Genomic DNA, 13,821 nt, shown 5'->3' on the forward strand with positions numbered 1-13,821 from the left:
AAAGGATATTCTATGTCAGAAAAAATCTTTTTCGCAGGTACTGGAAACATGGGTGGCGCAATCCTCCGCGGTCTTTTGAAGGCCGGCACGGACGCCTCCAGCATTTTCTTCTTTGACCCCTCCGACAAGGCCGCCGCAGAAGTTTCTGCTCTCGGCTGCGTTCGCGTGGCAAGCTTTGCCGAAGGCCTCAACAAGGCAGACGTCACCTTCCTTTGCGTAAAGCCGCAGATTTTCAAGCTGGTTGCCGCCGAATGGAAGGCCGCCGCTGCCGCCGAAAAGGCCGTCAAGACATTCGTGAGCATTATGGCCGGCGTTACCCGCAAGGCCCTCATCGAAGTTTTAGGCGAAAAGAACCAGATTCTCCGCGTGATGCCGAATTTGCCGCTTACCGTTGGCAAGGGTTCCGTGGGTCTCGCTACTGACGGCGTTACTGAAGAAACGCTCGCCATTGCCGAAAAGATCTTCGGAAACATCGGCGTGACCTGCCGCGTCGCAGAATCCCTGATGGATGCGGTGACCGGACTTTCGGGCAGCGCCCCCGCCTATGTCTTCGAATTCATCGAAGGCCTCACTCGCGGCGGCGTCAAGGCAGGCCTCACCCGCGATGTGGCACTCAAGCTTGCGCTTGGTACCATCGAAGGCAGCGTCGAACTCGTGAAGCAGTCCGGCAAGAGCCCAAGCGACTTGTGCGCCATGGTTTGCTCACCCGCAGGCACCACTATCGCAGGCATCAACGCCCTTGAAGAAGGCGCCTTCCGCAGCACGCTGATCAAGGCTGTTGTGGCTGGCACCGACCGCAGCAAGGAACTGGGAAAATAGCGGCTTCGCCGCAGTCGGTAGAACTTAGTTGGCAGAACTTAGAGATTTTTTTCTAAGTTCTAACTTCTAAGTTCTAAGTTCTAACAATGGCGACCATCAATCTATTTGCGAAAGAAAATGCAACGTCCTCGTTTATACAGGACGTTCTTTCGTCGGTAGATTATCCGGTGGACACGTTCCGCGAAATTCCGACAGCGGGCGCGATCCCGCAGGTTCCGCTTGTCATTTGGGATCTAGATTCTTTTTCTGCGCATAACTTGGAAATGCTCAAGGCGCTCCGCAAAAAAACGCCAGACACCTTGATTCTTGTTTACGCCGAAGCCCCCGAGCAATTCGGGGAAATATCCAACAAGCTTTACGACAGCATTCTTTCGGTGGAATCCCTAAAGCTCCACTTGATGTCTCAAATTGCAAAGCTTAAGGACATTCATACCGCGCGCCAGATTTTCAGGGAACGCATGAGCCACCTGGTTGGCAAAAGCCCGGCCATGCAACAGCTCCGCAAAACCGTAGAACGCGCCATCGTGCATACAGGCCCCGTTCTTATCGAAGGCGAAACCGGCGTCGGTAAAGAGCTAATTGCCCGCGCCGTCGGCTGCATGTACGAAAAGTTCATCACGGTCAACTGCAGCGCCATTCCCGAAAACCTGTTCGAAAGCGAACTTTTCGGACACACCCGTGGAGCATTCACGGGTGCTCAAAACGAACGCATCGGTCTTTTTGAGGCAGCCGACGGCGGCGCCATATTCCTCGACGAAATCGGCGATATGCCCTTGCATGCCCAAGTCAAGCTCTTGCGAGTCTTGCAGAATAAAGAAATCCGCCCGCTCGGATCCAACACGACCAAGCATATCGATGTCCGCATCATTGCCGCAACAAACAGAAACCTGCACCAAGAGATTGCCGAAAAGCGTTTCCGCGAAGATCTCTATTACCGTCTGAACGTGATTCCCATGCAAATCTCGCCACTACGCGACCGCAAAGAAGACATCGAAGATTTGGCGAATTACTTCATCCAGATTTACCAGGGTTCCGGCGAAAAGTTTACGCTTTCAAGCGCCGCCCTCCGTAAGCTCCAGGAATACGACTGGCCGGGCAACATTCGCGAACTTGAAAACGTCATCCAGCGCGCCCTCTGCTTTACAAGCGCAGGCGCCCTACAGCCCGAAGACCTTCACATCGATACCGTGAGCCCCACCACCTCGGCAAGCGCAATCAAGCCGAATTCAAGCAACTCTCAAGCAAGCGATTCTTCCGAGAGCACCCCGGAAAACACCTCTGCATACGAGAACTTCAGGCAAATGCAACTGGCACAGGAGCGCGATTTCTTGATCAAGAAAATCCGCGAATGCAATGGTTCCGTGCGCGAAGCCGCACAAAAACTCGGGCTATTCCGCACCGCCCTCTACAACCGCCTTAAACATTTGAATGTTGACGTAAAAAAGATGTAAAATGTGTAATGTGGAATGAGATTTCTCACCTCACACTTCACATTAAACATTGTATTTACCCTTCGGTCCAGTCTAGCAGACCTCTAGCTCGTGCATCGCTTGCCCGCTCGCAACGGGCGAATCCTTTTTCGATGACCATGATTCGGTCACAATACTTTTCGGCGTACTCCACAGAATGCGTTGACACTAGAATCCCCATGTCTCGCTCTTTCGCAAGCTTTTGCAAAAGCGTGAACAGCTTGCGGCTGCGAGGAATATCCATAAAGGCATTCGGTTCGTCGAGCAGCAGCACGTTTACCTGCTGGGCAACCGCCTGCGCCAAATACACGCGGCTCCGTTCCCCATCGCTGAGTTCCGTAAGCCAGCGGTCTTTAAACTTTTCGATTTCAAGCAAGGCCAGCGCTTCACTCACAAAGTTTTCATCTTCCTGGTTACGCCCATCGAAAAGGCCTGCGTAAGGCATACGGCCAAGTCCCACGAATTCGCGAACATTCATGCGGTCGCATACCACACCACCCATGCGCACCAGCGTTATGAATTTGGCACGTTCGCGGGCAGTCCATTGCGATTTTCCTTGCAGCAAAACCGATCCCGATACCGGCTGCAAAAGTCCGCATAAAGTCTTAAGGAAGGTGCTCTTGCCCGAACCGTTTTCACCGAGCAAGGCAACCACCTCGCCCGCCTTCAATTCAAAATCCACGGGAGTCACAAGCCCGACCGCATCGGAGCGCTTGTCTTGCTTGTAGCCGATCACCAAATTTTCGCACTGAAGAAGCGTCGCATTCAAAGGCAGATTCATCGGCGGAGTCCTCCCCCGCGAACAATCACCCAGAGTACCACAGGCACGCCCACCAGGCTAAGCACCGCATTCAGCGGGAATTTCGAAAACTGCGACGCAGCCAAACAAAGCACCACGCCACACAAAGCCGACGCCGGCATCAAGACACGATGGTTGCTTGTTTTGAACAACATAAAAGAAAGGTGCGGAACCGCGATTCCGACAAACGCGACCGGACCGCAGAACGCCGTCGATGCAGCCGCCAGAAGCGATGCTCCCAGCAACACCATCACGCGCCCCTGGCGTACATTCACGCCCAAGCCTTTTGCAAAGTCGTCGCCCATTCTGGCGGCATTCAAATACCGGATTGACAGCGCCACAAGCACAAGGCCGACAACCGTGCACAGTGCAAAAATCCAAATGCCGTCGAAGGTCAGACGGCCAAAGCTGCCCATTCCCCAGGACACATACACGCGCAAAGATTCCGCGTCGCTTCCCATAATCAGGAGGCTCACCAGGGCATCAATAAAGTAGCCCATCAAGAGTCCCACAATCAAAAGGATGGTCGAGTTTTCAAACCTCGAGGCAACGAACATCACAACCGAAGTCACAGCAAGTGCGCCCGCAGCCGCCCCCGACAAGACTCCGAAATGCCCGAAGGTGAATCCGGCCAACAGCGAAAGCGCAACGCCAAGGCTTGCGCCACTACTAATGCCAAGCACAAACGGGCCTGCCAGCGGGTTCCTAAACAGAGTCTGTAGCGAAAGACCCGCTACCGCCAAAGAAATTCCGGAGAGAACCGCCGCCACTAGTCGGGGCACGCGAATCTGCCAAAAAATGCGGGCTTCCACGGAATCGTATTGGCCGCCCTTAAAAGAAAGGTCAGACCAAGACAGTCCGACCGCTCCAGAAAATAGAGTCAAATAAGAAAGGATGGCAATCAGGGCGATGAGCAGCGCAAATCCAACAAGGATTCTATGATCGATGCCGCGCATCGCTAGCCCCCAAGAAGACTTACTTTTTCTTCTTGTTCTGGGTCTGCGCTGCAGCCTGCTTCAATTCCGCAGTCTGCTTCGGATCGCGGATATAGAGTTCAGGCGGAATATTGTCGAATCCCTGCAGGGCGTTGAGCCAGTTATCGTTCAGGTCACGGAATTCCAACTTGTTCAAGTTGTAACGCAGAGAGTCGTTCACGATATCGAACGTGATGTAGTCCCAACGAACCACCTGACGTTCCTTAAAGACTTCGCGGCTCACGAGAGACTGGTCGGAATCGAAACGGTAGCGGGCCTTGAACGTGTATTCACCCGTCATCTGGTAGCGACCGGAATCGGAGTAAGTGCGAGTAATACCGACTAGCGTATCGTTTGCGCCGAAGCGGAGTTCAGCATCGCGGAAAGCATGACCGTGAGCGATAATCGGAGTGCGCCAAACACCCACCACCTGGTCCTTCATGCGCTTCTGGAGCACAGTGTCGATGCGCCAGTGGTCAAAGTTGCTCTTGTCGTAGCGAGCGCGCTGCACGTACTTACCCGTCTGGACCAACTTGCGGACGCTGTCGGCCTGGACTTTCGCAAGGCTATCCGCGTTACGAGGACCAACCGCCGGTGCCACATGGTTCATTGAATCAAGCTTAGCCTGAATCATTTCGTCGAGCGTTGCCGTAGCTCCACGCGGTGTGGCCACCACCTGGGATTCTACTTTAACGAGGTTTGCAGGTTGAGTTGCGGCAGGAGCCGTCTGCGCCAAAGGCATTCCAACGAAAGCCAAAGACAATAAAGAAATAATAATATGCTTATACATAGATACACTCATCATCGTAAATGTAGTTAAAGCGTTATAAAAAAGGTAAGGATAACATACAAAAAAAGGCTATCTTTGGACTATGTTTGAAAAAACACTCGATTATTCCCAAGTTCCTTCCCCCTGTTTTGTTCTTGACGAGGCCAGACTGCGCCATAATATGGAAATTCTGGACGATATCCAGAAGCGGGGCAACGTAAAAATCATTTGTGCCTTAAAAGGTTACAGTTTTTGGCGTTCTTTCCCCCTCATCGGGCAGTACCTGGCCGGTGCCACAGCCTCCAGTCTGAACGAGGCTAGGCTCGCCAAAGAGGAAATGGGTAAAGAAGTCCATGTGTTCGCCCCCGTCTATGACGACGACGAAATCGACCAGATTCTCGCCTGCGCTGGCCACATCACCTTCAACAGTTTTAGCCAGTGGCAGCGTTTTAAAGACAAGACTTTAGCCGCAGGTGTGAGCGCAGGCATTCGCGTAAATCCGCAATTTTCGACCGTCGAGACCGACCTGTACAACCCGTGCGGCAAGTTCTCGAGACTGGGCGTCACCGAAGCGGAGTTCAAACCGGAACTCTTGGACGGCATCGAAGGACTCCATTTTCACGCCCTCTGCGAACAGGACGTCGACGCTCTGGAAGGCGTACTGAAGGCCTTCGAGCAGCATTTCGGCAAGTACCTGCCGCAAATGAAGTGGGTGAATTTCGGTGGCGGGCACCACATTACGCGCAAGGATTACCACCGCGAAGAACTGGTCCGTCTCCTGAACGACTTCCACAACCGCTACCCGCACTTGACCGTCATCATGGAACCGGGCGAGGCCGTCGGGTGGCAGACAGGCGAACTGGTGGCCTCCGTCGGGGACATTGTTCATAACGAAATGGACATTGTCATACTGAACGTATCGATCAGTGCACACATGCCGGACTGCCTCGAAATGCCGTACCGCCCTGCAGTGACGGGCGCCGGAATGCCGGGCGAAAAGAAGTTTACATACAAACTAGCAGGAAATTCCTGTTTGGCAGGCGACCAGCTCGGAGACTTTTCATTCGACGAGCCGCTCAAGGTCGGCGACAAAATCATCTTCGAAGACATGATTCACTACACCATGGTAAAAACCACGTTCTTCAATGGCGTGCGCCACCCGAGTATTGGTAAGTTCGACGAACAGGGCAAATTCCATTTACTCCACAAGTTCACCTACGAGCAGTTCAAGGAGAAGCTGTAATTAATTCGGATTTCAGAATTCGGAATTCAGATCTTAGAGCTTAGAACTAAGAAAATTCAGATTTCGAGAATAATGATCAATGAATTTTTAATTGCATTATGATTTTTAAGTCGGAACAAGAAACTTATAACTGGGCGGTTGAATTCGGCCGTAGCCTGAAACCGGGCGACAAGGTGGCTCTTTATGGCAACCTGGGCGCCGGCAAAACGGTGATCAGTCGCGGGGTCTGCAAAGGTCTCGGTTTCGAAGGGTCTGTCTGCTCCCCCACCTACACGATTCTGCACGAATACCCCAACAACCCGCCGATTTTCCACTTCGACCTTTACCGCCTGGACGGCGGCGCCGACTTGAACGAAGTCGGCCTCGACCCCGACTACCTCGAAAAGGGAATCAGCCTGATCGAATGGCCCGAACGCCTCGAAGACAACGACCCCGGCCTAACACACAAGATCGAAATAAAAATCCTCTCGGAAACCGAGAGGGATATTACAGTCGAAAAGCTTTAATCAAGACTTCTATAATTCGAACAATCTATCCGGGAAACTATCGGCACTCCTGAAAAGGAGCGGCGTTATCGTTAACGCGCTTGAAACATCCCTCCCGAGCTTGTTTGAATGAATAATAGCGAGAAAGTTCTGCTTTGCAACAAGGCCATTTTCATATTCCAGGCGGTATTCCACATCAACAATATCGCCATCATCACTTATATACTGTTCCACAAAAAGTTCCCAGCCTTTCTTGTTGGCGTTATAGTAAAGTTCAGCGCCATCATACCGGGTCACTCGGAAAATACTATCATCGACCTGAACAGGCTCCTTCCATTCCAGGGAATCTAGCGGATTCTTAAAAGGCATGCCAAGAGTTTTCCTAACAGAATCCGTATAGGATTGCTCCGTAGCCAAGAACTTTGCCGCCGTTCCATCGAAAAAGATTACCTTCCGGCGGTCGCCATTGATTATAATTCGGGTCTTTTTTAAATAATCCGTATCCATGGATTGTTCATAATAACATTTATCTTTCCCCTTCGAGACAAAGTAGTAGTCTGCACCATAAGTCATGCCCGAAGCATTGCCTCTCATCGTATATTTGATTTCAAAGGTATCTGTCGCAAAAAGGCCCCCTTCCAAGGTATTCTGGATATTCCGCTTGACTTCGGCCAGGCTTATCGTATAGACATTTTGCGCCGGGCCTTCCGGAATGACAAAGTAATAGCTGCTCGAAGACTCAACAACAGAACTAGAACTTACCGAGCTGGAGCTTACCGAACTGGAACTCAGTTCACTTGAAGAACTTTCTTCACTCGAAGAGCTTACTTCTACAGAGCTAGATTCTACAGCGCTGGAGCTTGCCACAGCTTCACTAGAAGAACTTTTGACAACCGAACTGGAGCTTTCTTCACTTGAGGAACTCGTTTCGACTGAGCTGGAGCTTTCTTCACTTGAGGAACTCGTTTCGACTGAGCTGGAGCTTTTTTCACTCGAAGAACTGTCTTCAGAGGAACTTTTTTCAGATGAACTTGATTTCGATTTCGCAGAACTCGAGCTAACAGAACTAACGGAACTGGAACTCGTCTCCGCCGAAGAATAATCATCAGCATTTGACGAAACAGAATCGTCTCCGCAAGCGACTAGGAAAAGAGCTACAAGGATAGGCCAAATTTTTTTCATTTCCTTCAAACCTACTTGATTTCAACTAGTTTCATGGATTGACCGATTCGTACAATGTAGCTGCCTGCCGTCTGCAGGCACACCTCGAATCGAGACTGATTAACACGTTCTGCACGGATTACTCGCCCCTGCATATCCATAATGGCAAATTTTTCTCCAACATCCGCATTCCAGAACACCAGCCTGCGACCTTCTGCTATCATGCCAAAGTGCGATTCGGGAAGCGCAACAATAGCATCTTTTTTCGAACTACTCGACGATTTACTTGTTTCGCTGGAGGAACTCTTCGCGGACGAAGACGAAGATTTCGCCTCCGACGAAGAAGACTTTTCCTCCGCAGACGAAGAACTTGTCTCGGAAGAAGAACTAGCCTCAGACGAGGAACTCGATTCGGCCTTCTTGAAAACGGCCACATACTGGGCATCGCTTTTCACCGTGATGGTACGGCTTGCGCGGGCGTTCAAATTATCTTCCCAATTGCTGAACTCGTAGCCTTCGGCAGGAACGGCCTTCAAGGAAACCGTTGCGTTATACACGTATACGCCCGTTTCGTTCAATCCCGTTACCGAGCCCATCGTCGAATCGTTCACGGATACCGTTATTGTATAAGAGTTCGCCACAAACTTTCCATAAACAACCAGGTCCTTTTCGGGCATGACATCCGGCAATTCAACAGGAACATAGGTATACCCCTCCTTTTCCGGAAGTTTTACCAACGACATATCCGTTCCGGCAAAAACAGAAATCGTCTTTACAGTCGTTGTGGCAACCATGAATTCAATATTGTAAACAGACCCCTTCAAAACCGGATAAAGATCTTTTCCGATTTCTTGAGTCCATACCGTACCGAAGATTTCATCCTTGTTATAATTATGGAGTTTTTGGAGTAACGAACCATCTTCAACATCGGACGCGCTCATCTCTAGCCCTTCAAATGACGTACTATCCCCTGCGAGGTAGAAACTGTTGTCAAAATCAGTCTCAATAGGTCTCCAACTATTGCCTAAAATTCCGCCTCTATGATACTTGCTGTCAGAAGCGGTGAATTCGCCGATATTATAGCTGTTTTTAACAATCAAATGCATACTTGAATACAAGGAACCCGCTAGGCCTCCGGCGTCTTTGTCTCCAGCAAAGACATTCCCCACGTTATAACTATTTATAATTGAAAGTGTATCAATATCAGCATACCCTGTATTTGCTTTTCCGCCGACAAGACCTCCGGCATGATAATACTGTTGTTTTGAAGCCAAATCATTAGAACCAACATCTCCCTTGTTATACGATTCAGAAATTCTTGTCCAACCGCGATACGTACTTCCTAGAATTCCACCAGAATAAGATCTTCCTTCTATCAAGCCTTCGTTGTAACACCATGAAATAATTTTTTTCCCATCAACTTCCCCAATAATACCACCAGCGTCAGAACCTCTGATGGTACCAACGTTATGACATCCCTTAATAATGGAAATATCTGCAGCAGCACCGATTATTCCTCCAGCATAACGACCGCTTTCTACAAAACCGGAATTGTAACTGTCTTGGACAATCAAAGAGTCCCCACCACGACCAACAAGGCCTCCTGCATTTGTGCTAACAGATACTATGTGGCTAGCGTTAAAACAATTAAAGATTTTCAACGAATAATAGCTCGACAATCCAACGAGCCCACCAGCACTACCACCACGAATATACGAATCTACAACGCCTAAGTTTTTGATGACGGCATCTCCTTCTGTGTACGCAATGAATCCCGCCCAATCACCATAAGGATCATCAACGTACAAACCGGAAATCACATGATTCTGCCCATCAAACGTTCCTCCAAAACCCATCATTGGAGTCCATGGGAAGAAAAAAGATGTATCGGAAAAATCGACAGTTCCATTCATTCCAAGAACACTTTTGTTCAAAACGATATCATCCGTCAACTTTGCACATGCCAAAGAATCCTTTGTCATTCCACTGGATCCATTGACAATCGCCGCAAAGCTATAAAGTTCCTCGGCATTGGATATGCTATAGCACTCCCCATCTTTAGCGGGAGGTGTAATCTTGAGCAATCTAGCATACAAAGTTAAATCACCCTTAGTTGAAGCCGGAATTTCATGGTATTTCTTTCCTGTAAATTCAGGATTATCATACCAGGCATAAACATAACCGCTATTGACAATTTCAGGAATTTCCGCAGGAAAGCCTTCCTGGTATTGCGTTGGATAAGCCGTTGTATCACCTTCAAACGTAACAAAAGACAACTTACGGAATACATCTTCCTTTGCGTTTTTGATTGTACCGGTTAGAACCGGATAGTCGTCTTTTCCGACATCCTGCCCCCACACAGAACCATCTACATCCTCTGCACGGAAAGCATGTAATTTTTTTCCCAGGCTTCCGGATTTGAACGTATTTTCTACAATATTTATTCCACCATTATAAGGGTCGCCTTCCTCCGGACAATAGGCATTTTCAACCAGAAGATTATTCTCACCGTATCTATAAACTCGACTGTCTATGATGCAGCCGAGCTTATTGCCTTCACTGTTTTTCCCCATATTAAAGCTGTTTACGATTGCAGCTTCCCCAGCTGAATGGCCAAGGATACCTCCCGTAATTCTAGATCCATCAAGAGCACCTATATTGTAACTATTGAATAGATGTACATATTCCTCTACTTGAGCAATCAAGCCTCCAACTACTTCCCCTTTTAGAGGAGCTGTGTTATAGCATTCCGTTACGTTCACTTTACCCACAGCATATCCAATAAGACCTCCCGATCGTCCTCCTTTTTTAATAGCAAACTCACTATGAGATTTCTCGATAGTTGTAGTTCCTGATGCATATCCTATCAGACCACCAACGTGCGGCGCGTAAGCGCTCTTTGGATCCAAATTATGAAGGCCTTTTGAAAAGCTATTGGTTATAGTAAGTTTTGAGGATCCTATTTCAGTGGCCACCAAACCTCCTGCAGCTATTGCGCCAGACAGTTCCCCTGTAAAGGAAGAACCCTCTATATAAGCTGAACCATACATTAGTCCAATAAGTCCGCCCGTATATGTATTACATATGGCCCTAGCTTCTACATGACTATTTTCAATACTTACGGAAGATCCTTGAGGAACTTCCGTAACTAGTACGCCTATATTAAATGATCCTGGACCGGTACCAGAAAAAAAAGAATCCTTAATATTGAGATTCTTTATGACAACTTTATTTGTTCCGGTAATATTCGCGATAAAACTTACACGAGCTGGGTCCGTACTCCAAAAACAGTCTAAATACAAACCCGAAATAGAATGACCATTACCATCAAAGGACCCTTCAAAATTCACTATAGGCGTCCAGGAGGAAATTGACGCGCCCTGATTTGTAGCATTATTGTCTATTGTTTCCCAAAGATCTTTATTGACAGTAATATCTTTGGTCAATTTGCCGCATGCTTTGGCATTCCTTGTCATGCCGTTCGAACCGTTCACGACTGCGGCAAAGCCATACAGTTCTTCGGCATTCGATATCAGGTAACAACCGTCTGCATCGGTCGAGGGCAAGGCAGGCGTAATCGCAGCACAAGCCCCGGCAACCAGGAACAACAAAGCGGCACAAGATTTCTTGGAAAAAACGATCCCTTTCATCATTTTGTCTCCGTTTATTGAATACAAGATAGAAAACCCTCCCGATAACCGGGAGGGGCATTGTTTCAAAAAGTTTAAATTAGCGTTTTTTACTTCTTAGCGACGGCGGAATCGGCAGCCGGTTCAGCAGCGGCAGCGGTTGCGGCAGCCTTGGCGGCCTGGATTTCGGCAATCTTCACGATTTCGTCCCATTCGCTCTTGTCGCCGGTGTAAAGGAGCATGGCGCCCTTGTATTCCGTCACGATCTTTGCGGCAGCGGCGGTATCGCCCTTGTCCAAAGCGTCATTGGCGCTTGTGAGCAAATCTTTCTGGACATTGCGCATGTCCTCGATTTCTCCCAGACGGTTCTGACGGAGCACCTCCAAGGTATCGCTCACGAAAGCGAGATCCCAGGTAGCCTCGTAGCAGGATTCCACTTCGGCGAACTTGGAAGCGTCTTCGGCTGCGGCAGCGTACAAGGCGTCGCACTTGGCAAACGTTTCGGCGCAGTTGCGCTTCACGTACTGATAATAATGATAGCCGCCCACAATCAGGCCGATAATGACCAAAAGGAATACGCCGTCTTGCCAGCCCATGATCGGGCCCGACGGGAGTCTCGGCTTTCCGTTGACGGTATCGCCCGCTTCCAAGCGTTCTTCGGCTTCGTCAAAGGGGCTTTTTCCATTCAAGAAACTGAACATGTTCTACCTACTTTTTTATACCTATTTTTTGGTGAGGGCCGCAAAGACCCGTGCATATAAATAAATCTGCTTGACAAGGCTCGCAAAACCATTCGAGCGCGTCGGCGAAAGTCCTACATTCAGACCAATATCCTGGAAAAACTTCGGATCCACGGCGAGAATGTCTGCGGGAGCCATGTCGTTATACACCTTGAGTGCCAAAGCACCGAGTCCACGGCTAATAAGCGGGTTCGTGGTACCGCCTTCTACGTCCATTTCGAAATGGATTTTAGCACCGTCAAAACTCGGAACCAGGTACATAGTCGATGCACAGCCCTGGATAATGAACTTTTCCGCCTTCAAGGCGGCGTCCATCCCCTTGTGGGCGCGAGCCAAATCCAAGAGGAATTTCCACTTGTCATCGGGGTCGCTAAAGCTTGCAAACTTTTCGCGAACTTCGCTTAAACGCGCATTCATTTGTTCACTGATCGAAGCGCTCATAAACCTACCGCAAGAAGGAACGCATCTTCCAAATTAGGGAAGGTGCCGCCCACAAAACATTAAAGAAAATACGGAACAACGTCTGCTTTTCGCGCGGGAGCTTCGAAAGCTTGAATGCCGCACGGTCAAACTGCTTGTCGCTAATTTTATTGAAACCGACCTTGGCGCGGGCCACCTGCAGATGCTTTTTGCCGAGGGCAGACATCCAGCGGTCAAGAACCTTGGATTCAACGGCACTACGGCTTTCGTTCGGTTCGCCGAGCCATTCCTTAACCGATTCCGCAACGATCTTACCACACAGAAGCGATTCCACAATGCCCGAACGGCTAATGGGGTTCACGCAGCTGGCAGCGTCGCCGGCTTTAAAGAGTCCGCACTTGGCCATGGGCTTTTGTGACTGGCCGCAAGCGATCATGCCGCCGTACACGGCCTTGACCTTTGCTTTCGGGTAATCGCGTGCGATAAAGTCCAACAGTTTTTGGCGCAGGGGAACCTTGTGGTCCACCTCTTTGCCCAGCACAAAGCCGATATTCACCTCGACACCGTCGCGCGGGAAAATCCAGCCGTAGCCCGACTCAAACTCGGAACCAAAGAAGAGCTCGATATGTTCCTTGCTATGTTCAATGCCTTCGGCCACCGCGAAAATAGCGGGTTCCAAATCGGTATCGCCCGATTCAATGCCTTTAAGGCAATCGATATTGCGGGTCAGCCTGCAGCTCGGACCAGTCGCGTCGATGACAGCCTCCGCAAACAAGGTTTCGATTTCGCCGCCGACCGACACTGTAACATTCCAGCCCTCTTCGGTCTTTTCAAGTTTCTTGATAACCGTATCGTAGTGGCATTCCACGCCTGCAGATACACAGCCATCCGAAATGGAATGGTGGAACTTGGCTCGGTCCAGAATCAAGCCGCAGTCCTTGCTATAGAATTCAGCACGGTAACGCTTGGGCGAGGTAAAATAAATTCCAGAAAGAGTTCCACGGACAAAGGTATCATCTACCGGCCAAAGGGAATTCAAGCGATCCTTAGATACAGCTTCGGCACAGAAAATGGGTTCTTTCCAGGGCTCTTTTTTGTCCAAAAGCAAAATCCGTCTAGTACCGGAGGTCAAGCGACCAAGGGTACAGGCAGCCATGAGACCGGCAGGACCGGCCCCGCAAACCACCACATCGTATCGATTTGAGGTAAAATTTGCCATTTCGGGGAACAAATTAGCATTTATTTATAAAGTTTTTTTCTTTTTTATTGTTAATTGGCAATTTTTTTAGTTATTTTAGAGCTATCCGTTATTT

General features: G+C 49.4%; 12 protein-coding genes. 4 read left to right on the plus strand and 8 right to left on the minus strand.

Going from position 1 to position 13,821, the window contains the following annotated elements; genetic code table 11:
- The first annotated feature begins 12 nt into the window (after positions 1-12).
- Together proC and BUC02_RS02160 are read left to right on the plus strand one after the other, a co-directional pair.
- Positions 13-819: a pyrroline-5-carboxylate reductase gene (gene proC, locus BUC02_RS02155; protein WP_073318005.1), complete on the plus strand. Its 807-nt coding sequence runs from the start codon at positions 13-15 to the stop codon at positions 817-819.
- An 86-nt stretch (positions 820-905) separates the two neighbouring features.
- Positions 906-2,270: a sigma-54 interaction domain-containing protein gene (locus BUC02_RS02160; RefSeq protein WP_073318008.1), complete on the plus strand. Its 1,365-nt coding sequence runs from the start codon at positions 906-908 to the stop codon at positions 2,268-2,270.
- 55 nt (positions 2,271-2,325) lie between these two features.
- Here the strand turns inward: BUC02_RS02160 and BUC02_RS02165 are convergent, their stop codons facing one another.
- From BUC02_RS02165 to BUC02_RS02175, 3 genes are read right to left on the minus strand one after another with little or no spacing between them, the layout of a single operon-like run.
- Entirely contained in the window at positions 2,326-3,069 is a 744-nt protein-coding gene (locus BUC02_RS02165) for an ABC transporter ATP-binding protein (protein ID WP_073318011.1), read from the minus strand.
- Positions 3,066-4,043, minus strand: coding sequence for a FecCD family ABC transporter permease (locus BUC02_RS02170; protein WP_073318014.1), 978 nt, complete (start codon positions 4,041-4,043; stop codon positions 3,066-3,068). Before BUC02_RS02170 ends, BUC02_RS02165 begins: the two co-directional genes overlap by 4 nt.
- Positions 4,044-4,062: 19 nt before the next feature.
- Positions 4,063-4,851, minus strand: a complete 789-nt coding sequence (locus BUC02_RS02175; RefSeq protein WP_073318017.1) for a hypothetical protein — start codon at positions 4,849-4,851, stop codon at positions 4,063-4,065.
- Between the two features lie 82 nt (positions 4,852-4,933).
- Between BUC02_RS02175 and nspC the strand changes: the two genes are divergently transcribed.
- Together nspC and tsaE are read left to right on the plus strand one after the other, a co-directional pair.
- Positions 4,934-6,073 (plus strand): carboxynorspermidine decarboxylase, encoded by a 1,140-nt coding sequence (gene nspC / locus BUC02_RS02180; protein WP_073318020.1) that lies wholly within the window; start codon positions 4,934-4,936, stop codon positions 6,071-6,073.
- A 98-nt stretch (positions 6,074-6,171) separates the two neighbouring features.
- On the plus strand, positions 6,172-6,579 hold the full coding sequence (gene tsaE, locus BUC02_RS02185) for a tRNA (adenosine(37)-N6)-threonylcarbamoyltransferase complex ATPase subunit type 1 TsaE (RefSeq protein ID WP_073318023.1): 408 nt from the start codon (positions 6,172-6,174) through the stop codon (positions 6,577-6,579).
- Positions 6,580-6,588: 9 nt separating this feature from the next.
- Here tsaE and BUC02_RS16100 read toward each other — a convergent pair whose 3' ends face one another.
- The 5 genes from BUC02_RS16100 to BUC02_RS02215 all read right to left on the minus strand — a co-directional run bounded on the left by BUC02_RS16100 (position 6,589) and on the right by BUC02_RS02215 (position 13,727).
- Positions 6,589-7,740: a hypothetical protein gene (locus tag BUC02_RS16100; protein WP_175549783.1), complete on the minus strand. Its 1,152-nt coding sequence runs from the start codon at positions 7,738-7,740 to the stop codon at positions 6,589-6,591.
- Between the two features lie 11 nt (positions 7,741-7,751).
- On the minus strand, positions 7,752-11,372 hold the full coding sequence (locus tag BUC02_RS02200) for an InlB B-repeat-containing protein (protein WP_139260980.1): 3,621 nt from the start codon (positions 11,370-11,372) through the stop codon (positions 7,752-7,754).
- A gap of 86 nt (positions 11,373-11,458) precedes the next feature.
- Complete coding sequence (locus tag BUC02_RS02205) at positions 11,459-12,049, minus strand: hypothetical protein (protein WP_073318037.1); 591 nt, start codon at positions 12,047-12,049, stop codon at positions 11,459-11,461.
- A gap of 21 nt (positions 12,050-12,070) precedes the next feature.
- Entirely contained in the window at positions 12,071-12,529 is a 459-nt protein-coding gene (locus BUC02_RS02210; RefSeq protein ID WP_249268891.1) for a SufE family protein, read from the minus strand.
- Between the two features lie 4 nt (positions 12,530-12,533).
- On the minus strand, positions 12,534-13,727 hold the full coding sequence (locus tag BUC02_RS02215) for an NAD(P)/FAD-dependent oxidoreductase (RefSeq protein ID WP_073318040.1): 1,194 nt from the start codon (positions 13,725-13,727) through the stop codon (positions 12,534-12,536).
- Positions 13,728-13,821 lie beyond the last annotated feature (94 nt).

This window comes from Fibrobacter sp. UWOV1 (assembly GCF_900142495.1).
Lineage (GTDB): Bacteria > Fibrobacterota > Fibrobacteria > Fibrobacterales > Fibrobacteraceae > Fibrobacter.